Source organism: Pseudomonas sp. ACN5, assembly GCF_002303975.1.
Taxonomy (GTDB): domain Bacteria; phylum Pseudomonadota; class Gammaproteobacteria; order Pseudomonadales; family Pseudomonadaceae; genus Aquipseudomonas; species Aquipseudomonas laurylsulfatiphila.
This window is the reverse complement of sequence record NZ_MRCP01000003.1, coordinates 437,578-459,608: the sequence shown is the minus strand read 5'-3', so window position 1 is coordinate 459,608 and position 22,031 is coordinate 437,578. Positions and strand designations below refer to the sequence as shown.

General features: G+C 60.1%; 23 protein-coding genes. 12 read left to right on the top strand and 11 right to left on the bottom strand.

The window, feature by feature from the left end:
- Positions 1 to 288: 288 nt before the first annotated feature.
- The 7 genes from BSF40_RS08140 to BSF40_RS08110 all read left to right on the top strand — a co-directional run bounded on the left by BSF40_RS08140 (position 289) and on the right by BSF40_RS08110 (position 5,624).
- Positions 289 to 801 (top strand): hypothetical protein, encoded by a 513-nt coding sequence (locus BSF40_RS08140; RefSeq protein WP_095964724.1) that lies wholly within the window; start codon positions 289 to 291, stop codon positions 799 to 801.
- A 171-nt stretch (positions 802 to 972) separates the two neighbouring features.
- Positions 973 to 1,605 (top strand): TetR family transcriptional regulator, encoded by a 633-nt coding sequence (locus BSF40_RS08135; RefSeq protein ID WP_095964723.1) that lies wholly within the window; start codon positions 973 to 975, stop codon positions 1,603 to 1,605.
- Positions 1,606 to 1,908: 303 nt separating this feature from the next.
- Positions 1,909 to 2,409: an urease accessory protein UreE gene (gene ureE, locus BSF40_RS08130; protein ID WP_095964722.1), complete on the top strand. Its 501-nt coding sequence runs from the start codon at positions 1,909 to 1,911 to the stop codon at positions 2,407 to 2,409.
- Positions 2,406 to 3,080 (top strand): urease accessory protein UreF, encoded by a 675-nt coding sequence (locus BSF40_RS08125; RefSeq protein ID WP_095964721.1) that lies wholly within the window; start codon positions 2,406 to 2,408, stop codon positions 3,078 to 3,080. Before ureE ends, BSF40_RS08125 begins: the two co-directional genes overlap by 4 nt.
- Before the next feature lie 23 nt (positions 3,081 to 3,103).
- Positions 3,104 to 3,718 (top strand): urease accessory protein UreG, encoded by a 615-nt coding sequence (gene ureG, locus BSF40_RS08120; protein WP_095964720.1) that lies wholly within the window; start codon positions 3,104 to 3,106, stop codon positions 3,716 to 3,718.
- A gap of 26 nt (positions 3,719 to 3,744) precedes the next feature.
- A complete protein-coding gene (locus tag BSF40_RS08115; RefSeq protein ID WP_095964719.1) occupies positions 3,745 to 4,317 on the top strand; it encodes a HupE/UreJ family protein in 573 nt (190 codons plus the stop codon).
- A gap of 173 nt (positions 4,318 to 4,490) precedes the next feature.
- Positions 4,491 to 5,624, top strand: coding sequence for an AGE family epimerase/isomerase (locus BSF40_RS08110; protein ID WP_095964718.1), 1,134 nt, complete (start codon positions 4,491 to 4,493; stop codon positions 5,622 to 5,624).
- A gap of 102 nt (positions 5,625 to 5,726) precedes the next feature.
- Here BSF40_RS08110 and BSF40_RS08105 read toward each other — a convergent pair whose 3' ends face one another.
- The 10 genes from BSF40_RS08105 to BSF40_RS08060 form a co-directional block, all read right to left on the bottom strand.
- On the bottom strand, positions 5,727 to 6,632 hold the full coding sequence (locus BSF40_RS08105; protein WP_095964717.1) for a cation diffusion facilitator family transporter: 906 nt from the start codon (positions 6,630 to 6,632) through the stop codon (positions 5,727 to 5,729).
- 172 nt (positions 6,633 to 6,804) lie between these two features.
- Complete coding sequence (locus tag BSF40_RS08100; protein WP_095964716.1) at positions 6,805 to 7,575, bottom strand: SDR family oxidoreductase; 771 nt, start codon at positions 7,573 to 7,575, stop codon at positions 6,805 to 6,807.
- A 294-nt stretch (positions 7,576 to 7,869) separates the two neighbouring features.
- Positions 7,870 to 8,118, bottom strand: a complete 249-nt coding sequence (locus BSF40_RS08095; RefSeq protein WP_083884527.1) for a hypothetical protein — start codon at positions 8,116 to 8,118, stop codon at positions 7,870 to 7,872.
- Positions 8,119 to 8,413: 295 nt separating this feature from the next.
- Positions 8,414 to 9,130 carry an ABC transporter ATP-binding protein gene (locus BSF40_RS08090; protein WP_007979701.1) on the bottom strand — a complete coding sequence of 239 codons (717 nt, stop codon included), beginning with the start codon at positions 9,128 to 9,130 and terminating at the stop codon, positions 8,414 to 8,416.
- Positions 9,127 to 9,999 (bottom strand): ABC transporter ATP-binding protein, encoded by an 873-nt coding sequence (locus tag BSF40_RS08085; RefSeq protein ID WP_095964715.1) that lies wholly within the window; start codon positions 9,997 to 9,999, stop codon positions 9,127 to 9,129. Before BSF40_RS08085 ends, BSF40_RS08090 begins: the two co-directional genes overlap by 4 nt.
- Positions 9,996 to 11,279, bottom strand: coding sequence for a high-affinity branched-chain amino acid ABC transporter permease LivM (gene livM / locus BSF40_RS08080; protein WP_095964714.1), 1,284 nt, complete (start codon positions 11,277 to 11,279; stop codon positions 9,996 to 9,998). The genes BSF40_RS08085 and livM overlap by 4 nt, the downstream gene beginning before the upstream one ends.
- 3 nt (positions 11,280 to 11,282) lie before the next feature.
- Entirely contained in the window at positions 11,283 to 12,197 is a 915-nt protein-coding gene (locus BSF40_RS08075) for a branched-chain amino acid ABC transporter permease (protein ID WP_008048116.1), read from the bottom strand.
- Between the two features lie 250 nt (positions 12,198 to 12,447).
- Positions 12,448 to 13,581: an ABC transporter substrate-binding protein gene (locus BSF40_RS08070; protein WP_095964713.1), complete on the bottom strand. Its 1,134-nt coding sequence runs from the start codon at positions 13,579 to 13,581 to the stop codon at positions 12,448 to 12,450.
- Positions 13,582 to 13,944: 363 nt separating this feature from the next.
- On the bottom strand, positions 13,945 to 15,228 hold the full coding sequence (locus BSF40_RS08065; protein WP_095964712.1) for an FAD-binding oxidoreductase: 1,284 nt from the start codon (positions 15,226 to 15,228) through the stop codon (positions 13,945 to 13,947).
- A gap of 142 nt (positions 15,229 to 15,370) precedes the next feature.
- The gene (locus BSF40_RS08060; protein ID WP_007973303.1) at positions 15,371 to 16,861 is read right to left on the bottom strand and encodes an aldehyde dehydrogenase family protein; all 1,491 of its coding nucleotides are present in this window, start codon (positions 16,859 to 16,861) and stop codon (positions 15,371 to 15,373) included.
- A gap of 174 nt (positions 16,862 to 17,035) precedes the next feature.
- On the opposite strand from BSF40_RS08060, the gene BSF40_RS08055 reads away from it, so the two are divergent.
- From BSF40_RS08055 to nadE, 3 genes are all read left to right on the top strand, one after another.
- Positions 17,036 to 17,947 (top strand): LysR family transcriptional regulator, encoded by a 912-nt coding sequence (locus tag BSF40_RS08055; RefSeq protein WP_095964711.1) that lies wholly within the window; start codon positions 17,036 to 17,038, stop codon positions 17,945 to 17,947.
- A gap of 207 nt (positions 17,948 to 18,154) precedes the next feature.
- Positions 18,155 to 19,387 (top strand): nicotinate phosphoribosyltransferase, encoded by a 1,233-nt coding sequence (gene pncB, locus BSF40_RS08050; protein ID WP_095964710.1) that lies wholly within the window; start codon positions 18,155 to 18,157, stop codon positions 19,385 to 19,387.
- A 4-nt stretch (positions 19,388 to 19,391) separates the two neighbouring features.
- Positions 19,392 to 20,219, top strand: coding sequence for an ammonia-dependent NAD(+) synthetase (nadE, locus tag BSF40_RS08045; protein WP_095964709.1), 828 nt, complete (start codon positions 19,392 to 19,394; stop codon positions 20,217 to 20,219).
- A 174-nt stretch (positions 20,220 to 20,393) separates the two neighbouring features.
- Here the strand turns inward: nadE and azu are convergent, their stop codons facing one another.
- Complete coding sequence (gene azu / locus BSF40_RS08040) at positions 20,394 to 20,840, bottom strand: azurin (protein ID WP_015093240.1); 447 nt, start codon at positions 20,838 to 20,840, stop codon at positions 20,394 to 20,396.
- Between the two features lie 344 nt (positions 20,841 to 21,184).
- Here azu and BSF40_RS08035 point away from each other — a divergent pair, with 344 nt between their 5' ends.
- Together BSF40_RS08035 and BSF40_RS08030 are read left to right on the top strand one after the other, a co-directional pair.
- On the top strand, positions 21,185 to 21,772 hold the full coding sequence (locus BSF40_RS08035) for a TIGR00730 family Rossman fold protein (protein WP_007973290.1): 588 nt from the start codon (positions 21,185 to 21,187) through the stop codon (positions 21,770 to 21,772).
- A gap of 68 nt (positions 21,773 to 21,840) precedes the next feature.
- Positions 21,841 to 22,020, top strand: coding sequence for a hypothetical protein (locus BSF40_RS08030; protein ID WP_007973286.1), 180 nt, complete (start codon positions 21,841 to 21,843; stop codon positions 22,018 to 22,020).
- Positions 22,021 to 22,031 lie beyond the last annotated feature (11 nt).

Genomic DNA, 22,031 nt, shown 5'->3' with positions numbered 1-22,031 from the left:
CCCGGCAGGTTTAATCGATAGACCGATTTCGCCGAATTCAGCCAGTCCAATACTGACCCATCAGTCATTCAGCGTTACCGACCCCGCACTTTTACACGTCACGAGTGAGTCGAAAATACCCAAACCAGTGCCAGACAACTCGTCGGAAACGCCCGGCCTAGAGCCTCCCCAGCAAACAATCAATTCCGTTGATTATTACCATTGCGTTTATGAACTTTTATATCGACTTATCGAGAGTAGCATTGCCCTCGTACCCACTTTTTCGCACCCCCGAGGAGCACAACAATCATGAAACGCCAATTACTGCTTAGCCTTTCACTCTCGATGCTGGCCAGCACTGCTTTTGCCCTGCCAGCAGCTGACCAGGCCACCCCACAAGTGAAACAAGACCACTCGGTGTTCAGCCAGACCGTCGCCGCCGATGGCTCCGACCGTACTCCTCAGGGTCAAACCCTTGCCGAAGGCGGTAATGATCGCCTGAAAGAAAAAGGCCTGATCACTCAGGATGGCTCGGACCGTACTCCACAAGGCCAGACCCTGGCTGCCGATGGTTCGGATCGCACCCCACAAGGCCAGACCCTCGCCGCAGACGGTTCGGATCGCACCCCACAAGGCCAGACCCTCGCTGCCGACGGCTCGGATCGCACTCCACAAGGTCAAACCCTCGCTGCCGACGGTTCCGATCGCACTCCACAAGGTCAAACCCTCGCTGCCGACGGTTCCGATCGCACTCCACAAGGTCAAACCCTCGCTGAAGGCGGTGGTGACCGTGTGATCGAACGCAACAGCGCTCTGAGCTAAGCCCCATGGCCGCCCAGAAAAAAAGCCCAATCCCCGGATTGGGCTTTTGACTTTTCAGCACTGCGCTTTATAGATGCCGCACTTCCCCGCTTGATCCCTCACAGCCGTTCGACGCCGGCAAAGCCGATTTGCTAGAGTGCGCCGCGTCCTTGTCCAGAAAACGCCCTTGCGATGCTGCCCCGCGCCGAACAGAAACAACAGACCCGTAATGCCCTGATGGACGCTGCCCGGCGCCTGATGGATGGCGGCCGAGGATTCGGCAGCCTGAGCCTGCGTGAAGTCGCGAAAACCGCCGGCATCGTTCCGACCGGTTTCTACCGCCATTTTGCCGATATGGACGAACTGGGCCTGGTGCTGGTCCGCGAAGTCGGCCAGACCTTCCGCGAAACCATTCGCCTGGTACGGCACAACGAATTCGTGATGGGGGGCATCATCGATGCCTCGGTGCGGATTTTTCTCGACGTGGTCAGCGCCAACCGCTCGCAGTTCCTGTTTCTCGCCCGCGAGCAATACGGCGGTTCGCTGCCGGTGCGCCAGGCCATTGGCCGTCTGCGCGAAGGCATCAGTTCGGACCTGGCGGCGGATTTGTCACTGATGCCGAAACTGCAGCACCTGGACATCGCCGACCTGAGCGTCATGGCGGATCTGATCGTCAAAAGCGTGTTCGCCACCCTGCCGGACATCATCGATCCGCCCGCCGAGGCCTTGCCTGAGCACCTGACGCCCCAGGCCAAGATCACCCAGCAACTGCGTTTCATCTTTATCGGCCTCAAGCATTGGCAAGGGCTCGGCAGCACCGAGTAACCTCTTGAGCAAGCCCATATCCCTGTGGGAGCCGGCTTGCTCGCGAAAGCGCCGGCACATTCAACATTGATGTGACAGGTACACCGCCTTCGCGAGCAAGTCGAATCGTCGCACCGCCGCTCCCACATTGAACCTCAGCGCCTCAGCTTGGTGCGCAAATCAAAATAAACGCACCAACTTCAACCAAAAAACCCACTTAATCGATCCCCCTCCTACGTCTCCGTCAGCCATTTCCTACGCATCATGTCGATTGGCAAGCCCCTTGCTCTAGCCTGAGCATCGTCCATTGCTGGAAGCCTTCCGATGCTGGTGATTCATCGCAGAATCGACCCTCAACCCGTCTGGGCCGCGGAACTGCACCTGACGTTCGAAGCCCGCAGCAAAAGCCGTTTGCGCTGTTTCAGTGCCGAGGGCGAAGACGTCGGGTTGTTTTTGGAGCGCGGCCAACCGCCCCTGCATGACGGCGAATGCCTGCAAGCCGAAGACGGGCGAATCGTGCGTGTCTGCGCCCGCCCCGAACAACTGCTGCACGTCACCTGCGCCAATGCCTTCGAACTGACCCGCGCGGCCTATCACCTGGGCAACCGCCATGTCGCCTTGCAAGTCGGCGACGGCTGGTTGCGCCTGCTCGACGATTACGTGCTCAAGGCCATGCTCGAACAACTCGGTGCCATGGCCTCGAACATCGAAGCGCCATTCCAGCCGGAACATGGCGCCTACGGCGGTGGCCATCATCATTCGCGCCACGGTGATGAAGACTTCAACTACGCGCCGAAACTGCACCAGTTCGGCGTACGCCCATGAACCCGGCCTGGGCGCTGCTGCGCCTGGCCAGTCCGCAATTGCCGATTGGCGGCTACAGCTACTCCCAAGGGCTGGAAATGGCTGTGGATAACGGCCGGGTAAACGACCCCGACAGTGCGCGACGCTGGATCGGCGATCAGTTGCTGTTGAATCTGGCACGCTTCGAAGCGCCCTTGCTGCTCGCCCATTGCGTGGCCGCCAGCGAGGACAACTGGGGCCAATTACTGCAACACTGCGAGGAACACCGCGCCAGTCGCGAAACCCGCGAGCTGCATCAGGAAAGCCGGCAGATGGGTTACTCGTTGCAGCAATTGCTCAACGGCTTGCCGGAACTCGACTCAGCCGCCCGCGCCTTCCTCGAACAACGCAGCGAGCCCCATCTGGCCCTGGGATGGGCCTTGGCCGCGCGTGCCTGGCAGATCAGCCCGCAGGACGCCTTGGCTGCGTGGCTATGGAGCTGGCTGGAAAACCAGTTGGCGGTGCTGATGAAGACCTTGCCACTGGGCCAGCAAGCCGCCCAGCGCCTGACCAGCGAACTGTTGCCGCTGCTTCAACAGGCGCAACAGAACGCCACTCGAATCGATCCCGATCACTACGGCAGCGCCGCTTTCGGCCTGTCCCTGGCGTGTATGGCCCATGAGCGCCAGTACAGCCGTCTGTTCCGTTCCTAGGGCCTGTTATTTTGGAGAATCACATGAACACTCAACCCCTGCGCGTGGGTATCGGCGGCCCGGTCGGCTCCGGCAAAACCGCCCTGACCCTGGCCCTGTGCCTGGCCCTGCGCGAGCGCTATAACCTGGCCGTGGTGACCAACGACATCTACACCCGCGAAGACGCCGACTTTCTGGTGCGCAACGAAGCCCTGGCGCCGGAACGCATCATCGGCGTGGAAACCGGCGGCTGCCCGCACACGGCCATCCGCGAAGACGCATCGATCAACCTTGAAGCCGTGGATCAACTCAATCGCCGTTTTCCGGGCCTGGACCTGATTCTCGTGGAGTCCGGTGGCGACAACCTCTCAGCGACCTTCAGCCCGGAACTGTCCGACCTGACGATCTACGTGATCGACGTTTCGGCCGGCGACAAGCTGCCGCGCAAAGGTGGGCCGGGGATCTGCAAATCCGACCTGCTGGTGATCAACAAGATCGACCTGGCGCCACTGGTCGGTGCCTCGCTGGAGATGATGAACAGCGACACCCAGCGCATGCGCAACGGCAAGCCATTTGTCTTCAGCAACCAGAAAACCGGCCAGGGTCTGGAACAGATCATCGCCTTCATCGAACGCCAGGGCTTGCTGAGCGCGGCCTGATCACCCCTTCAACAAGGAAGCTTTCCATGACACTGAAACACATTCTGGGCGCCCTGGCCCTGCTGCTGACGCCAGCCCTTGCCCTCGCCCATCCGGGGCACGGCGACAATGGCTTGATCGCCGGTATCAGCCATCCGCTTGGCGGTCTCGATCACCTGCTGGCGATGCTCGCGGTCGGCCTGTGGGCCGCACAGCAACAAGGTGCTGCACGCTGGGTGCTGCCATGCACCTTCGTCGGGACCCTGCTGATTGGCGGGATGCTGGGTTTTGAAGGAATCAACCTGCCTGCCCTGGAGAGCGGGATTGCCGCTTCCGTATTGGCCTTGGGGCTGGCGGTGGCGCTGGCTGTGCGTCCACCGTTGGTGATGGCGGTAGGTGCGACAGCCTTGTTTGCACTGTTTCATGGTGTCGCACATGGGCTGGAACTGCCGGACATGTCGAGTCCATGGACCTTTGCCGCAGGCTTTGTCGCCGCGACGGCGGTGTTGCATGCGGCGGGTTATGCGCTGGTGCGGACATTGCCGCAGGCGGCAGCACCGCTGATTCGACTGGCGGGCGCGGCTTCGGCGGCGACCGGGGTGTGGTTGCTGGCGGGTTGATTCTCTAGCGCCTTCCACCGCCTCTTCGCGAGCAAGCCCGCTCCCACATTGGAATGCGTACACCTGTGGGAGCGGGCTTGCTCGCGAAGGCGGCCTGACAGACACAACCTCTCTCAAGTCAGCCTCTCTGCTAACATGTCGCGCAATCGCCCTTGCCGTGACGACGCCAGCCAATGCCACCTGTTCCCCGCTCCGCCTCCCAGCCCGAATTGACCGCCCTGTTCGCCTCGGTGCAGCAGCATTTCCTGAACGTCATCGTGCCGCTCTGGCAAGGTCCGGGCTGGAATGCCGACATGGCGTTGCCTTATGAGGCGCTGGATGCCGGACACCACCCGCTGCCACCGCAACGCTACCGGGCCATGGCCTGTGCGCGGCAGTTGTATCTGTTTGCCAGCCTGATCGGTCAGGTGCCGGGCGCCGAAGAGCGTGCCGCCGCCTTGTTCCGCTCGTTGCAGCGGCACTTCCACGATGCAGAGCACGGCGGCTGGTTCTACAGCGTCGATGCTCAAGGGACGCCGCTGGATCAGCGCAAGGACCTCTATACCCATGCGTTCATCCTGTTCGCCTGCGCCCATTACTGGGACAAGGTCCGCGAGCCGCTGGTCGAGTCGGTACTCAACGCCTCGCTGGAAGTGATCGCGCAGCGTTTCGCCACGGATGACGGTCTGTATGAAGCCACGCTCGACCGCGACTGGGCATCGCTGGGCAGCGGCCCCTTGCAAAACCCGCTGATGCACCTGGCCGAAGCATTCCTCGCCACCCTGTCGGTGCGTGAAGACCTCGATGTGCAACAAGCACTCACCGAGTTATGCACAGCCATGCACGCGCGTTTTATCGATCCGCAGCACGGCGTGTTGATGGAAAAGCCGCTGGGGTCTGTGGATAACTGGTTTGAACCGGGGCATCAGTTCGAGTGGTATTTCCTGCTGGAATCCTCGGCACTGCTGCGCACTACGACCCTGCATGCCGATCTGGAAAGGGCCTTCGCCTTTACCGAGCAGTTGGGCGTCGATCAGCAGACCGGTGCGGTGCGGGCCATGCTCGACCTCGAACCAGGTGGTGGCGTCCGGGATGCCACACAGCGTATCTGGGCCCAGGCCGAGTACCTGCGCGCCCTGACGCTGCGTCCGGACAGCGAAGCGGATGTATTGCGTCAGTTGCAGGCGTTGCAGCAGCGTTCGCTGCATACCGGCGGCTGGTATGAATGCCGTGACGCCCACGGTGAAGTCAGCCGCCGCGACATGCCGTCGACCACGCCTTATCACCTGGCGACCTGTTATCGCGGGTTGGCTGAATATCTCGGCTGACTGTTTGGTTGCTTTCGCGAGCAGGCTCGCTCCCACAGTAGATCGCATTTCAATGTGGGAGCGAGCCTGCTCGCGAATGACCTCAAAGAGGTCACCTAACTGTCACTCAATCCACTTGCGATCCCCGGTAAAGCTGATGGTCAGCCATCGCGCGGCATCCGGCTCGCCAAGCTTCGCGGAAATTTCCTCGCGTAAGCTGTCCAGTTGCCCCACGCCGTCCAGCCAGTAATCCTTCGGCAATACGATGTGGATCTCGATAAAACACGCCCTGCCGTGCTTCTGCACATAGGAAATGTAGTCGTCGAAACCATGCTCGACCTTCGCCACCTCCATCACCTGACGCACCTTGTCGTCCAGCTGATCCGGGACGATCCCCAACACATCGCGCAAGGCCGGTCCGAGGATTTTGAGCGCAGGGGGGAGCATGCCCAAGGCCAGCAGAATCAGGATCATCGGGTCGACATACACCGCCCACTTGTCGTAACCCTGAGTCTTGAGCAGCAGCGCGATGAGGAAACTCACCAGCAAGCCCGCCGACAGCATCGCGTCCACCAGCCAACTGATGTTGTCGAACTGGATCAGCGATGAGTTGAGCGTGCGGTTGCGATGGCGGACGTAGAAAAAATAAATGAGCTCGACGACCGTGAACACTGCCGCATAGACGATCACCAGTCCGAGTTCGACCTCGCGGCCACCATTGATGATGCCGAACACGCCGTTGAGAAAGGCGTAAATGGCGACCAGAAAAATGAAGCTACCCTCGATCACCAGCACCATGGGTTCCAGGTGCCAGGAACCGAACTGGAAGCGCTGGTTGCTTTCCTTGGCAATCAGCCTGGCGGTGATCAGCATCAGGACCTTGATGAAGGCCGCGATCAACGAAAAGAAGCCATCGAACAGGATGGATTGGGCACCCGACACAAAACCGGTGATGATCCCGGCGAATGTCACGGCGAGCATCAGGAAGGTCGATTGTTTGAGCAGCGCCTGCTCGCCTCGATTACTCACTGGATCTCCTCTGGAACCTCTAGACCGCAGGGTGCGGCGGGGTTGTTGGGAGAGGAGTCTAGCTGATGTCCTGATTTGTCTGTTCCGGCCCCTTCGCGAGCAAGCCCGCTCCCACAGGTTTCATGTGATCCCTGTGGGAGCGGGCTTGCTCGCGAAGAACGATGACTCGGTATTAAGCCTTGCCACCACTGCGATCAATAGCAAACCCGGCCCAGGTCTGGCTCACCGGCATCAGCTCCAGGCTGTTGATGTTGATGTGCGCAGGCGCATTGAGTACCCAGAAGATGGTCTCGGCGATGTCTTGCGGCTGGATCGGCTCGGCACCGGCGTAGGTGGCGTTGTAGCGCTCCTGGTCACCGGCAAAACGCACCAGCGAAAACTCGCTCTCGCACAGGCCCGGTTCGATGTTGCTGACCCGTACGCCTGTGCCCTGCAGGTCGCAGCGCAGGTTCAGGGAGAACTGTTTGACGAACGCCTTGGTCGCGCCATACACATGGCTGCCCGGGTACGGATAGTTGCCGGCAATGGACCCCAGATTGACGATGCCGGCGCCACGACCGTGGGCGATCAGGCGTGGCAACAGCAGACGGGTGCTGTACATCAGGCCTTTGACGTTGGTGTCGACCATGGTGTCCCAATCGTCCAGGTCGCACTTGGGTGCCGGATCGACGCCCAGGGCCAGCCCGGCGTTGTTGATCAACCCACGCAGCTTGGCAAAGGACGGCGGCAGATTGGCAATCGCCTCCTCCATGGCCTTGCGATCACGCACATCGAGCACCAGGCCATGGACTTCGGTCTGCTTCGACAGCTCGGCGCACAGCGCATTGAGGCGCTCTTCACGACGGCCTGTCAGCACCAATTTCCAGCCTGCGTCGGCAAAACGACGGGCACAGGCTTCACCAAAACCGGAGGTCGCGCCGGTAATAAACAGGGTGTTGGACATCGTGTTCTCCTTGCTTCGGCTGATCGCCAGCCATTGGAATGGTAAGTCAGCAGGCAGAATGCCCGGCCTTGCCCATAGCGGCAACCGCACTTTCTGTACAAAAAACGAACAACCATCGCAAGCCCTTGGCCAGCCTGGCTTGCAGCCATGTGCGCGCACGTTATCCACAGGCCGGTCCACAGTCTTTGGGGGCAAGTGGAAAAGCTGCAAGCCGCTGTCCACAAGGCTTTGCGCGGATTTTTGAAACTTTTTTGCTTGACCCTCAATAGCCTGCCGTGTAGCCCCTGGGGATTTTCATGACTGACGGGTCAATCCAGCGATGGCGCCAAGCCAGTAACCACGGCCTTCAGCCGGGTCTTTCCAGAGTTTAATCACAGACTTATCCACAGGCTTGTCCACGCTGATTCCACCCACTTTCATCTCGAACAAAAAGGTTGACAAAGCGCTCTTCAAGTTGCGCAAAAACACTTGATCAAAAACTGAACACGCCTCTGCAGGCCACGGTTTAAAAGGCCTGCAGCCAGCTACTCCCACGTTATTCACAGCCGGCTCCACAGCAAACGGGGACAAGTCAAAACCGTGACAAAACAACTATTTGCAGCGGCTTTATGTCGCGCTTCGGGAGCTCTTGAATATTGTTTTCCACAATTTCCTGCGATCCCTGTAGAAGCGAGCTTGCTCGCGATGTTCGTGAACGATAACGCGGGAAACCAGACACCCCGCAGCGTTCTCCGGTTTATCGCGAGCGAGCTCGCTCCTACAAGGAAATTGGCGGTGTTTGGAGTGTAAAAAAGCCCCGGCGATTGCGCGCCGGGGCTTGTGCATAACCCACTGAAACTCAGTGGCCGCCGAGGTAAGCGTTACGCACATCCTCGTTGACCAGCAGCTCCTTGCCGGTGCCGGTCATGCGGATTTCGCCGTTGACCATAACGTACGCCCGGTCCGACAACCGCAGGGCGTGGTTGGCGTTCTGTTCTACCAGGAAGATGGTCATGCCGGTCTTGGCCAGTTCTCGCAGGGTCGCGAAGATCTGTTTCACCACGATCGGCGCCAGCCCCAGGCTCGGCTCATCGAGCAGCAACAACTTGGGCCGGCTCATCAGGGCGCGGGCGATGGCAAGCATCTGCTGCTCGCCACCGGACATGGTCATCGCCCGCTGGGTACGCCGCTCTTCCAGCCGCGGGAACAGCTCGAACATGCGTTGCATGTCTTCCTTGGCGTACTTGTCACCGATAGGGATGGTACCCATCAGCAGGTTTTCTTCGACTGTCATGTCGGGGAACACCCGCCGCCCTTCCGGCGATTGCGCGATGCCGTTGGAGGCGATGTAGTGGGACGACTTGTGGGTAATGTCCACGCCCTGATAAAGGATCTGCCCGTCGGCGGCCCGTGGCTGGCCGAAGATCGACATCAGCAGGGTCGATTTGCCGGCGCCGTTGGAGCCGATCAGGCTGACGGTCTCCCCTTCGTTGATATGCAGCGAGACGCCTTTCAGGGCCTGGATCGGGCCGTAGAACACGTCCAGGTCCTTGAGTTCGAGGATGGGTTTGCTCATACCACCTCCTCTTCGTCGGCGCCCAGGTACGCGGCAATCACTTTCGGGTCGTTGCGGATGTCGTCGGGACCACCCTCGGCGATGACGATGCCGTGGTCCAGCACCACGATGTGATCGGAAATGCTCATTACCATGCCCATGTCGTGTTCGATCAGCACCACGGTCAGATCGTGCTCATCGCGCAGCAGCCGGATCATCGCGCTCAGCGCTTCGGTTTCCTGAGGGTTGAGGCCGGCGGCCGGTTCGTCGAGGCAGATGATCTGCGGACGGGTGCACATGGCGCGGGCGATTTCCAGGCGGCGTTGCTGGCCGTAGGACAGTTCACCGGCCAGACGGTTGGCACAGTCCACCAGGTCCACCACTTCCAGCCAGTAGAAGGCATGGTCCAGCGCATCGCTTTCGGCCTTGCGATAGCCCTTGGTGTTGAGGATGCCGGCCAGCATGTTGCGGTTGACCCACATGTGCTGGGCCACCAGCAGGTTTTCCAGCACCGACATTTCCTTGAACAGGCGAATGTTCTGGAACGTCCGCGCCAGGCCGGCACGGTTCACCAGGTGGGTGCCGCCGAACATCTTGTAGCGCAGCCGGGTGATGAAGCTTTTTGGCGACACGAAATCGGTCGGCTTGAACGATTCGCCCAGCAACTTGATAACGTTGGTCTGTTGCCCGCGCACGTTCAGTTCGATCTTGCCGCCGGAGGCCTTGTAGAACCCGGTCAGGCAGTTGAACACCGTGGTCTTGCCGGCGCCGTTGGGGCCGATCAGGGCGAAGATCGAGTTGCGCTTGACCTTCAGGCTCACATCATTCAATGCCTTGATGCCGCCGAAGTGCATCATCAGCTTCTCTACGGAGAGTACGACTTCGCTCATGGCGCTACTCCTTTACGCGGCGTCACACCGGTACGGCTGATCCGAATCAGGCCGCGCGGTCGCCAGATCATCATCAACACCATCAGGATGCCGAACAGCAGCACGCGGTACTCGGCGAAGCCACGCAGCAGTTCCGGAGCGACGGTCAGCACGAAGGCTGCAATCACCACGCCTATGGTCGAACCCATGCCGCCCAGTACCACGATGGCGAGGATCAACGCCGATTCGAAGAAGGTGAACGAGGTCGGGTTGACGAAGCCCTGATAGGTGGCGAAGAACACCCCGGCCAGACCGGCCGTCGAGGCACCGATGGTGAATGCCGAGAGCTTGACCAATACGTGGTTCAGACCCATGGAGCGACAGGCGATTTCGTCTTCACGCAGGGCTTCCCAGGCGCGGCCGACCGGCATGCGGGTCAGGCGATGCTTGATGTACAGCACAGCCAGCACCACCAGGAACAGCACCGCGTAGATGAAGTAGTACTTCACGTCGGGGTTGTAGGCGATGCCGAAGAACTCATGGAACGGCACACCGCCGTCCTTGGCTCGCTTGCCGAACTCCAGGCCGAAGAAAGTCGGCAGCGGTGCCGGCATGCCGTTCGGGCCTCCGGTCAGCGACAACCAGTTGTTGAGGATCAGGCGGATGATTTCACCGAAGCCCAGGGTCACGATCGCCAGGTAGTCGCCGTGCAGGCGCAGCACCGGGAAACCGAGGATGCAACCGGCCAGGCCGGCGATGATCGCCGCCAGCGGCAACACCGTCCAGAAGCCCAGCCCGAGGTATTGGTAACCGAGTGCCAGGCCGTAGGCGCCGATGGCGTAGAACGCCACGTAACCAAGGTCGAGCAGGCCGGCCAGGCCAACCACGATGTTCAGCCCCAGCCCCAGCAGCACGTAGATCAGCCCGAGGATGACCACGCCCAGCAGGTAGGAGTTGGAGAAAAACGGAAACACCAGGGCAATCAAGATCACCAGCGGGATGATCCAGCGCAGCCGCGACTTGTAGTCAGGCGCCAGCACATGCACCCCGGAGCCTGTCGTTTCAAAGCCTTCGAGGATTTTCAGGCCCTGGGCTGTCTGCAGGAACATGCTCAGGGCAAAACGTCCGGCCATGACGATCGCCACGATCCACGCCACCCGGGTGGTTTCCAGGTTGAAGCCATAGCCATCGAGAACGACACCGACAATCGGCCCGAACACAATCAGGGCAATGAGACCGGCAAGAATCGCGTCAACCAGGCTTTTTTTGATATCGATTGTTTTATGAGTGGTTGAAGACATCGCTTACACCTTCGACACAAGAGGACGGCCGAGCAGGCCTTGAGGCCGAAAGACCAGAACGAGGACCAACAGCGAGAAGCTGAAAACGTCTTTGTAGTCCGAGTTCACCAGGCCGGAAAACAGCGACTCGGAAATCCCGAGAATGATCCCGCCGAGCATCGCGCCAGGCAGTGAGCCAATCCCGCCGAGCACCGCGGCGGTGAACGCCTTGATCCCGATGATGAAACCGGCATAGAAGTCGAATGTGCCGTAGTTCATGGTGATCAGCACGCCGGCCAGGGCCGCCATCGCTGCACCGATGATGAACACGTAGGAAATCACCCGATCGGTGTTGATCCCCAGAATCGAAGCCATCTTGCGGTCTTGCTGGGTTGCACGGCACATGCGGCCGAGCTTGGTGTACTTGATGATGTAGGTCAGCGCGGCCATCCCGACAAACGCGGCGACCAGAATGAAGACCTTGGTGTAGGTCAACTGAACGAAACCGGTACCGATATCAACGCGCCAGGCACCCGAGAGTAAAGTCGGAACGCCTTGTTGCTTCGCGCCTTGGGAGATCTGTGCGTAGTTTTGCAGGATCAGGGAAATACCGATCGCACTGATCAGCGGTGCGAGTCGAGTGGAGTTGCGCAGGGGCTTGTAGGCGACACGCTCGATGACCCAGCCATACACCGCCGTGACGACGATGGTGAAGATCAGCGTGCCAAGCATCAGCAGCGGGAAGGATTCGATACCGAAGTAAGCCAGCAGAGCCAGACTGATTGCCGCGAGGTAAGCGGAAATCATGTAAACCTCGCCGTGGGCGAAGTTGATCATGCCGATGATGCCATAGACCATTGTGTAGCCGATGGCGATCAGGCCATAGACCGACCCGAGGGTCAGGCCGTTGACCAGTTGCTGCAGGAAAATACCATCCATAACGCAATCTCACGCAATGAGAACCTGCACAGGTGGCTGTGCGGTTCTTCTAAGGAAAATACAGATATACGTCGGAGCAATGACAACCACGATCAGGCTGGCCACCACCGCCCCCTGTAGGAGCGAGCTTGCTCGCGAAGAACCTGAGGACAACGCGTTGAACCAGCAAACACGCGTTATCGTTGACGTTTTTCGCGAGCAAGCCCGCTCCCACAAGGGATCAGTGGGGTTCAGGTGATCGAGTCAGCCCTTACTTCTGTTTTTCCAGCTGGTGGTATTTGCCGTCCTTGTCCCACTGGTAAACCACGTAGTCGGAGACTTTCAGGTCGCCCTTGCTGTCCCAGGTCTTCTCGCCCATGACGGTCTTGACCGGGTTCTTCTTCAGCCATGCGGCCGCTTCTTCACCCTTGTTGGACTTGGCGCCGTTGAAGGCTGCGGCCAGGGTCTGGACCGAAGCGTAAGCGTACAGGGTGTAGCCTTCAGGCTCGGTACCGGCCTTGCGGAAGGCGTCTACCACGGTCTTGCTGTCTGGCAGCAGGCGTGGGTCGGCGCCGAAGGTCATCAGCACGCCGTCAACGAATTGCGGACCGCCAGCGGTGGTCACCAGTTCGTCGGTCACGATGCCGTCGTCGGACATGAACTTGACGTCTTTCAGGCCCTGTTCACGCAGTTGACGCACCAGAGGACCGGCTTCCGGGTGCAGGCCACCGAAGTAGACGACGTCAGCGCCAGCGCCGCGGATCTTGGTCACGATGGTGCTGAAGTCTTTCTCGCCACGGGTCAGGCCTTCATACAGCACAGGCTTCACGCCACGCTTCTCAAGCTGAGCCTTGGTGGCATCCGCCAGGCCCTGACCGTAGGTGTCCTTGTCGTGCAGCACGACCACTTTCTTGCCCTTGAGCACGTCGACGATGTAGTCGCCGGCCACGATGCCTTGCTGGTCGTCACGCCCGCACATACGGAACATGGCGCTCAGGCCGCGCTCGGTCACAGCCGGGTTGGTGGAGCCTGGAGTGATGGCGATGATGCCGGCTTCGTCGTAGATCTCGGAGGCCGGGATGGTCGACGAGGAGCAGAAGTGACCGACCACGCCGGCGACTTTCTGGTTGGTCAGGTCCTTGGCGACCGTCACAGCCTGTTTCGGTTCACAGGCGTCATCGCCCTTGACCAGTACGATTTTTTCCCCGTTGACCCCGCCCGACGCGTTGACCGCATCGGCCGCCGCTTGTGCACCCTTCATGTACTGTTCGCCAAATGCCGCGTTGGCGCCTGTCATTGGTCCCGCTACGCCGATCTTGATGTCAGCCTGAGCAAACGCAGAAACACCCAGCGCAGTTGCCACTGCGAGGGCCAGAAAGCCTTTCTTGTAAAACGTCTGGGACATGAGGTGGTGCTCCATGGTTTTTTTAATTGGCACTGCGACTTCAATGAATGCTCAGAGCAAGGGCCGTGCCATCGGTTTTTTATTCTGAAAAAAGTCGCTGCTTTCTTGTTATTTCGACTGTTTCGATCCCATTTTCATTGGGCGTGCAACCGTCTAAACCGCGGAAGGTAAAACCATTATTTTTTTGAGGCGCAACCCGCCTGCGCCATCATTGCAACCGCGGCTTTAAACGACGTGCAACCAGCCTGTAACAACGTGCGTCACCGAAGTGCACACTGCTGGTGCGAGACTGCTACAACCCGCACCACTACAGGCTAGCTGCAGATCGAAAAAGCGCCGCTTCCCCACTGCAAAAATCAACATTCAGATCACGATCCGCAGGCACTGGCCTGCGTGATACAGCGAGAATCCCGCCTCATACAGACAGCTGCGCAACCCCACCCCGGCCAATGGCTGCATGGGCGCGAAAGGAATCGGTAGCGCTTGAGGATTTCCGTTACACAGGTAATCGGCAAAGGCCTTGCCGACCACCGTTCCCGTGGTCACGCCCCGCCCGTTGTAACCGGTGACTGCCACCAAACCGGGCGCTGGCTCGAACAGGCGCATCAGATGATCGGGGGTGAAGGCGATGCGGCCGGTCCAGGTGCACTCCCATTCCACCGGTTTGAGGTACGGGAAATAGTGCTGCTGCACGCGGTCGGCCCAGGCCTTGAGGAACCAGGTCGGCTTCTGATTGCCATTACCCAGGCTGCCCAGCAGCAGGCGACCGTCTTTATCCCGGCGGATGCTGCTGAGCACCTGTCGGGTGTCCCAGGAGCCCTGGCCACCGGGCAGAATTTGCCGGGCGGCTTCTTCGGTCAGCGGCACCGAGGCCACCTGATAGTAATAACCGGGGAAGAAATTGCGCCGCAGTTCCGTCCAGTCGCCTTCGGTGTAGGCATTGGAGGCAATCACCACTTTCTCGGCCATCACCGAACCCTGGGCGGTTTGCACCGACCAGCGCTGGCCCTGGCGTTCGAGGCGGGTGACCGGGGAATGATCGAACAATTGACCACCCAGGCCGATAGCCGCCTTGGCCAGCCCGGTGGTGTAAGCCATCGGGTTGAGCGTGCCGGCGCGGCGATCGAGCAATGCCGCGGCGATCTTTTTCGTGCCGGTGGCTTGCTCGCAGGCCTGACCGGTGAGCAGCTCAACCGGCGCACCGCGACGTTTCCATTGTTCTTTACGACTGCGCAAGTCGGCTTCGCCACGGGCGTTGTGCGCCATGTGCAGCGTGCCTTCGCGGCGCAACTGGCAATCGATGTTGTATTTGTCCACAAGGCTGAACACCAGGGATGGCGCCGCGCCCAGCATACGGTTGAGCTGGCTGCCGACCTCAGTGCCGAACCCGGCTTCGATCTCGTCCGGGGGAATCCACATCCCGGCATTGACCAGCCCGACATTGCGCCCCGAGCCACCATGGCCGGCACGATGGGCCTCCAGCACACAAACGGTCTTGCCTTGCTCCAGCAGATGCACCGCCGCCGACAAACCGGTAAACCCGGCGCCGATGACGCAGACATCCACCGTGACCTCCCCCTTGAGGGCCGAATTGTCCGGCCTCTGTGGCGTCAGTTTTTCCCACAGACACTCTTCGCGTAACGGCATTGCCAGACTCCAACAGAAACCTAACCAACACACAAATCACTGTAGGAGCGAGCTTGCTCGCGAAAAACGTCATGGCAACGCGTTTTAAACAGCAAGCCCGCGTTATCGTTGACGATCATCGCGAGCAAGCTCGCTCCTACAATTAATCGAAGGTGATGCCCTGCGCCAACGGCAACTCCAGCGAATAGTTCACGGTGTTGGTCTGGCGGCGCATGTAGCCGCGCCATGCATCGGAACCGGACTCACGACCGCCGCCGGTTTCTTTCTCACCACCAAACGCGCCACCGATTTCCGCACCGCTCGGGCCAATGTTGACGTTGGCGATGCCGCAATCGCTGCCCACCGCCGACATGAACTGCTCGGCTTCACGCACATCGGTGGTGAAGATGCACGAGGACAGGCCTTGTGGCACGGCGTTGTTCAGGCGCAGCGCTTCCTGGAAGTCGGTGTAGCCGACCACGTACAGGATCGGGGCGAAGGTTTCGTGGCACACGACGTCGCTCTGCTCCGGCATTTCGACGATGGCCGGCGAAACGTAGTAAGCGTTCGGGAACTGGTCTTCCAGCTGACGCTTGCCGCCGAAGACCTTGCCGCCTTCGCTCAAGGCCTGCTCCAGCGCATCCTGCATGTTGTCGAAGCTTTGCTTGTCGATCAGCGGGCCGACCAGGTTGCCTTCCAGCGGATGGCCGATACGTACTTTCGAGTACGCGGCTTTCAGGCGGGTGACGATTTCTTCTTTCACCGATTCATGAGCGATCAGTCGACGCAGGGTGGTGCAGCGCTGACCGGCGGTGCCGACGGCGCTGAACAGAATCGCGCGAACAGCCATGTCCAGGTCGGCGCTCGGGCCGAGGATCATGGCGTTGTTACCGCCCAGTTCGAGAATGCTGCGGGCAAAGCGCGCGGCCACTTTCGGTGCCACTTCGCGGCCCATACGGGTGCTGCCGGTGGCGCTGATCAGGGCTACACGCGGGTCGTCCACCAAGGCTTCGCCGGCATCGCGACCACCGATCACTACCTGGCACAAATTCGCAGGTGCATCGCTGAAGTTCTTCACGACGCGGTCGAACAGCGCCTGGCAGGCCAGCGCGGTGAGCGGGGTCTTTTCCGACGGTTTCCACACCACAGGGTTGCCGCACACCAGTGCCAGCGTGGTGTTCCAGGCCCATACCGCAACCGGGAAGTTGAAGGCACTGATCACCCCGACAACGCCCAGCGGGTGCCAGGTTTCACGCATATGGTGGCCAGGGCGCTCGGAGGCGATGGTCAAACCGTACAACTGACGGGACAGGCCGACGGCGAAGTCGCAGATGTCGATCATTTCCTGAACTTCACCCAGGCCTTCCTGAGTGATCTTGCCAGCTTCCCAGGACACCAGCTCGCCGAGGTCGGCCTTGTATTCGCGCAGCACTTCACCGAATTGACGCACCAACTCACCACGGCGCGGTGCCGGAACCTTGCGCCACAGTTCGAACGCATGATCTGCGCGACTGATGTGCTGCTCGACTTCAGCGGCGCCTTCCCAGTTCACGGCGGCGATCCTGCTGCCATCGACCGGCGAATGCACCGGCACTTTGCCGTTCTGGTACAGGGCCGGGTTCACACCTAGACGATCAAGCAATGCGGCAACCATGGGTCACTCCTCAAGCAAAAGACAGAACACGTGCAGCCGGAAAATCACGGCTGATCAGGCCTGTAGTTTTAGCTGCCCGGAGGTTACTCAACAAACGACCTTTAAGAGAGATATCATTCCGTTTATTCATGCTGTGCATTGCTGGCAATAAGAAACAAGAACCAAGGACCGCCCATGCTGAATAAACGCTACCTGCCATCGATCGCTGCGTTGCAGTGCTTCGAAGCCGTCACCCGGCACTTGAGCTTCACCCGGGCTGCCGAAGAGCTGAACCTGACCCAGAGCGCCGTGAGCAAACAGGTCGCGCAACTCGAGGAGCTGTTGCAGCACCTGCTGTTCCGTCGGGTGCGCCGCCGCCTGCAGATGACGCCGGCCGGCGATCTGTACCTGGTCGAGGTGCGAAAAATCCTCACTCAGGTCGAGATGTCGACCCACTACTTGCGTTCCTACGGTGGCGAAACCGAAGTCCTGCGGGTTTCGACGCCGCCCACCTTCGGCGCGCGCTGGCTGGTACCGCGCCTGAAAGGCTGGCGTCTGCGGCACCCGTCGATCCATCTGGACCTGTGCAGCGAACAGGAAGCCGACGACCTGCTGCAAGGTCGCAGCGACCTGGCGTTCTACTTCGGCCAGGGCTCGCGGCCCGGCACCGAATGCCTGAAGCTGTTTGGTGAAGAGCTGGTGCCAGTGTGCGCCCCGGGTAGCCTGCCGGATACGCCGTTCACCGACCCGACGCAACTGACCGACCTGGTCCTGCTGCAAAACGCCTCCCGCCCCCAGGCCTGGCATGACTGGTTCGACCACCAGGGCTACCACACCGAGCACAGCTACCACGGCCCGCGTTTCGAAACCTTTTACATGTGCATCCGCGCCGCCCAGGTTGGCTGCGGCGTGGCGCTGCTACCGCGCTTTCTGGTGGAAGAGGAACTGGCCGACGGCAAGCTGGTCATTCCCTGGCAGCATGCAATGCCCAGCAGCGATGCCTATTACCTTGCGTACCCGGAGCACTCGGCGGAAGTGCCCAAGGTGCGGGACTTTGTGAAATGGATGCTGGAGCAGATTGATAGCCCGGAGGCGGTGCCGCATTAGGCCCTTGCACACCCCCTGTGGGAGCGGGCTTGCTCGCGAAGGCCGAGTGTCAGGCAACATCATTGTTGGATGTGAAACCGCTTTCGCGAGCAAGCCCGCTCCCACAGGGATCAGTTTTGATCCAAGAAATCGCTGGCAATCCTGCCCCCTGATATGCGCCACTAGCGCCATTGATCAATACCGCTGCAACGCTGGAGACCCCCCGTTATGAGCGAGAGTGTGTTTGCCGATCGCATCGTGCAGAACCTGCTCGACACCGACTTCTACAAGCTGACGATGATGCAGGCGGTGCTGCACAACTACCCCAACGTCGAAGTCGAATGGGAGTTTCGTTGCCGTAACGGCGAGGATTTGCGCCCCTACCTGGCGGAGATCCGTTTCCAGATCGAGCGCCTGGCCGAACTGAGCCTGAGCGCCGATCAATTGAGCTTTCTGGAACGCATCAGCTTCCTGAAGCCGGATTTCCTGCGCTTTCTCGGCTTGTTTCGCTTCAACCTGCGCTACCTCCACACCGGTATCGAAAACGGCGAGCTGGTCATCCGCCTGCGCGGCCCCTGGCTGCATGTGATCCTGTTCGAAGTGCCGCTGCTGGCGCTGGTCAGCGAGGTACGCAATCGCTATCGCTATCGCGAAGTCGTGCTGGAGCAGGCCCGCGAGCAGCTCTACCGCAAGTTCGACTGGCTGAGCGCCAACGCCAGCAGCGATGAATTGTCCGAGTTGCAGGTGGCCGATTTCGGCACGCGCCGCCGGTTCTCGTATCGCGTACAGGAAGAAGTGGTGAATGTGCTCAAGCACGACTTCCCCGGACGCTTTGTCGGCACCAGCAACGTGCACCTGTCCCGGGAGCTGGACATGAAACCGCTGGGCACCATGGCCCACGAATGGATCATGGCGCACCAGCAGCTCGGCCCGCGGCTGATCGACAGCCAGATCGCCGCACTCGATTGCTGGGTCCGCGAATACCGTGGCCTGCTGGGGATTGCCCTGACCGACTGCATCACCATGGATGCCTTCCTCGGCGATTTCGATCTGTTTTTCGCCAAGCTTTTCGACGGTCTGCGCCACGATTCGGGCGATCCGGTGGTCTGGGCGGAAAAAGCCATCGCCCACTATCACAAGCTCGGTATCGACCCGATGAGCAAGACACTGACCTTCTCCGACAGCCTGACCCTGCCCAGGGCCCTGGAGATATTCCGGGCGCTGCGCGGTCGGATCAATGTCAGCTTCGGCATCGGCATCGGCACCAACCTGACCTGTGATATTCCGGGTGTCGAACCGATGAGCATCGTGCTTAAAATGGCCGCCTGCAACGGCCAGCCGGTGGCGAAGATCTCCGACGAGCCTGGCAAGACGCACTGCAAAGACCCGAATTTCGTCGCGTACTTGCGACACGTTTTCCAAGTACCTGCCGCCCTTTCAAGTCCATCAAGCAAGGAGTGAATTCATGCAAGCCGTACAGCGTGAGATTGCTGAACAGCTCAAGGTCCAGCCGCCATTCGCCGACGAAGCCGCCCTTGAGGCCGAAGTCGCCCGGCGGGTGACTTTCATTCAGGACTGCCTGGTCAACTCCGGGCTCAAGACCCTGGTCCTGGGCATCAGTGGCGGTGTCGACTCCCTGACCGCCGGCCTGCTGGCCCAACGGGCCGTGCGTGAACTGCGCCAGCGCAGCGGTGATGCCGCGTACAAATTCATTGCCGTGCGCCTGCCCTACGAAACCCAGTTCGATGAACACGACGCCCAGGCTTCGGTGGACTTCATCAAGCCGGACGAGCGCCACACCGTGAACATCGGCCCGGCGGTCAAATCCCTGGCCAGTGAAGTGGCGGCCTTCGAAGGCAAACATGCGGTGTCGGTGGACTTCGTGCTTGGCAACACCAAGGCGCGCATGCGCATGGTCGCCCAGTACACCATTGCCGGCGCGGCCCATGGCCTGGTGATCGGCACCGATCACGCGGCGGAAGCGGTGATGGGGTTCTTCACCAAGTTCGGTGACGGCGCCTGCGACCTGGCGCCACTGAGCGGTCTGGTGAAAAACCAGGTCCGCGCCATCGCCCGCAGCTTCGGCGCGCCGGAATCGCTGGTGGAAAAAGTCCCGACGGCGGACCTTGAAGACCTGTCGCCCGGCAAACCGGACGAAGCCTCCCACGGCGTGACCTATGCCGAGATCGACGCGTTCCTGCACGGCCATCCGGTGCGTGAGGAAGCGTTCAAGATCATTTGCGACACCTACAACAAGACCCATCACAAGCGTGTGATGCCATTTGCGCCTTGAAGCGTGAGTGAATGAAAAAGCCCGCTGAAGTGTTGAGCTTCAGCGGGCTTTTTCTTTGGCCAACATATGTCGATGCTTCTGGCCCCTTCGCGGGCAAGCCCGCTCCCACATTTGATCGCGGTCTAAATGTGGGAGCGGGCTTGCTCGCGAAGAACGATGACGCGGTGTACCTGATTACTTCAGGGTCACGGTGCCTTTCATCATCGAGATGTGGCCCGGGAACGAGCAGAAGAACCCGTACTTTTCACCGGCCGCGAGCTTGGACACGTCGAAGGTCACCGAATCGGTTTCCTTGGCGCCGATGATCTTGGTGTGGGCGATCACACGAGCGTCGCCTTCTTTCAGGTAGTTCTTGTCGATGCCGGCGCTCAGGCCATCGGTGGCGATCGGCTGCATGTCGGCTTCTTTACTCAGCACCCAGTTATGGCCCATGACGTTCTTCGGCAAGCTGCCGGAGTGCTTGAGTTCCACGGTAAACGTCTTGCAGCTCTTGTCGATTTCGATGGCCTTCGTGTCGAAAGACATCTGGTCGGTGGAGTCGACAGTGACTTTGCACTCGGCAGCCATCAATTGGCTGCTGGCCAGTGTCAACAGGGATACCGCAACAAGTTTGGCAAACATGGTGAATCTCCAAGGCAGGGTTAACGAAATCGCGAATAAACAGAAGACTGCCTGAAAACTTCGCAAGTTCATATGACTTGAATCAAAAATTGTATACAACTTTCGCGCTATGGCACCGATGCGAAATATCTAACGGCCAAGTGTCTGGCCCGGGCCTATCATCAGGCCGTCCCCCTTCAAATGGAATGCCTGTCATGTCGATCAACAGCCTGTTGTGCAGTTTGCTGGCCGCCTACGCCTGCGGCGCCAGCGGTACGTACGAAACGCCAAAACACCAAGTCTAGCCCTTGGAGTGCCGCGCGCCTGCCTTTACTCTGTGGCCCTGATTGACCATGGAGCAAGGCATGTCTTTAACATCCGTTTGTGTATTTTGTGGCGCCAGCACCGGCACCCACCCGGCTTACCGCGAAGCAGCCGTGGCCCTTGGCCGGGCTCTGGCCGAACGCAAGCTGACCCTGGTGTATGGCGGTGGCGCCGTGGGGCTGATGGGCATCGTCGCTGATGCGGCCCTGGCGGCCGGCGGAGAAGTGATCGGCATCATCCCGCAAAGCCTCAAGGACAAGGAAATCGGCCACAGCGGCCTGACCCGCCTGGAAGTTGTCGATGGCATGCACGCGCGCAAGGCGCGGATGGCCGAACTCAGCGATGCCTTTATCGCGCTGCCCGGTGGCCTTGGCACCCTCGAAGAACTGTTCGAAGTCTGGACCTGGGGCCAGCTCGGCTACCACGGAAAACCGCTGGGATTGCTGGAAGTGAACGGTTTCTACAGCAAATTGACGTCTTTTCTTGATCACATCGTCGGCGAAGGCTTCGTTCGCGGCCAGCACCGTGACATGCTGCAGGTGAGCGAATCACCGCAAAACCTGCTCGATGCGCTGGATGCCTGGCAACCGTCCGTAGCGCCAAAGTGGGCCGAGCAAAAACCCAGCTAACGGCTCGGCACCGATACAGGGCAGAATATGCGCCGCTCAACCTCACCTTCGACCCCAGAGGATCGCCCATGGCTAAACCTAATTATTCCTTCGCCAAACGTCAGAGAGACTTGGCCAAGGAGCAGAAGAAAGAGGAAAAGCTTCAGCGCAAGAAAGCTACAGCTGAAGAAGCGGCACTGAACCCTGAGGGTGAAGTGGCGGCAGAAGACGATGTTGATGCACCAAAAGACTCGGCGCCCGACGCCTGAGAACCTCCGGC

What these genes read in the sequence shown, in the direction of transcription:
- BSF40_RS08125 (WP_095964721.1), top strand. Translation starts at nt 2,406, where the DNA reads ATGAACCCGGCCTGGGCGCTGCTGCGCCTGGCCAGTCCGCAATTGCCG.
- BSF40_RS08065 (WP_095964712.1), bottom strand. Translation starts at nt 15,228, where the DNA reads ATGCCGTTACGCGAAGAGTGTCTGTGGGAAAAACTGACGCCACAGAGG.
- BSF40_RS08135 (WP_095964723.1), top strand. Translation starts at nt 973, where the DNA reads ATGCTGCCCCGCGCCGAACAGAAACAACAGACCCGTAATGCCCTGATG.
- BSF40_RS08110 (WP_095964718.1), top strand. Translation starts at nt 4,491, where the DNA reads ATGCCACCTGTTCCCCGCTCCGCCTCCCAGCCCGAATTGACCGCCCTG.
- BSF40_RS08060 (WP_007973303.1), bottom strand. Translation starts at nt 16,861, where the DNA reads ATGGTTGCCGCATTGCTTGATCGTCTAGGTGTGAACCCGGCCCTGTAC.
- BSF40_RS08085 (WP_095964715.1), bottom strand. Translation starts at nt 9,999, where the DNA reads ATGAGCGAAGTCGTACTCTCCGTAGAGAAGCTGATGATGCACTTCGGC.
- BSF40_RS08070 (WP_095964713.1), bottom strand. Translation starts at nt 13,581, where the DNA reads ATGTCCCAGACGTTTTACAAGAAAGGCTTTCTGGCCCTCGCAGTGGCA.
- BSF40_RS08030 (WP_007973286.1), top strand. Translation starts at nt 21,841, where the DNA reads ATGGCTAAACCTAATTATTCCTTCGCCAAACGTCAGAGAGACTTGGCC.
- BSF40_RS08035 (WP_007973290.1), top strand. Translation starts at nt 21,185, where the DNA reads ATGTCTTTAACATCCGTTTGTGTATTTTGTGGCGCCAGCACCGGCACC.
- BSF40_RS08075 (WP_008048116.1), bottom strand. Translation starts at nt 12,197, where the DNA reads ATGGATGGTATTTTCCTGCAGCAACTGGTCAACGGCCTGACCCTCGGG.
- BSF40_RS08055 (WP_095964711.1), top strand. Translation starts at nt 17,036, where the DNA reads ATGCTGAATAAACGCTACCTGCCATCGATCGCTGCGTTGCAGTGCTTC.
- livM (WP_095964714.1), bottom strand. Translation starts at nt 11,279, where the DNA reads ATGTCTTCAACCACTCATAAAACAATCGATATCAAAAAAAGCCTGGTT.
- pncB (WP_095964710.1), top strand. Translation starts at nt 18,155, where the DNA reads ATGAGCGAGAGTGTGTTTGCCGATCGCATCGTGCAGAACCTGCTCGAC.
- nadE (WP_095964709.1), top strand. Translation starts at nt 19,392, where the DNA reads ATGCAAGCCGTACAGCGTGAGATTGCTGAACAGCTCAAGGTCCAGCCG.
- azu (WP_015093240.1), bottom strand. Translation starts at nt 20,840, where the DNA reads ATGTTTGCCAAACTTGTTGCGGTATCCCTGTTGACACTGGCCAGCAGC.
- BSF40_RS08100 (WP_095964716.1), bottom strand. Translation starts at nt 7,575, where the DNA reads ATGTCCAACACCCTGTTTATTACCGGCGCGACCTCCGGTTTTGGTGAA.
- BSF40_RS08090 (WP_007979701.1), bottom strand. Translation starts at nt 9,130, where the DNA reads ATGAGCAAACCCATCCTCGAACTCAAGGACCTGGACGTGTTCTACGGC.
- ureG (WP_095964720.1), top strand. Translation starts at nt 3,104, where the DNA reads ATGAACACTCAACCCCTGCGCGTGGGTATCGGCGGCCCGGTCGGCTCC.
- ureE (WP_095964722.1), top strand. Translation starts at nt 1,909, where the DNA reads ATGCTGGTGATTCATCGCAGAATCGACCCTCAACCCGTCTGGGCCGCG.
- BSF40_RS08115 (WP_095964719.1), top strand. Translation starts at nt 3,745, where the DNA reads ATGACACTGAAACACATTCTGGGCGCCCTGGCCCTGCTGCTGACGCCA.
- BSF40_RS08140 (WP_095964724.1), top strand. Translation starts at nt 289, where the DNA reads ATGAAACGCCAATTACTGCTTAGCCTTTCACTCTCGATGCTGGCCAGC.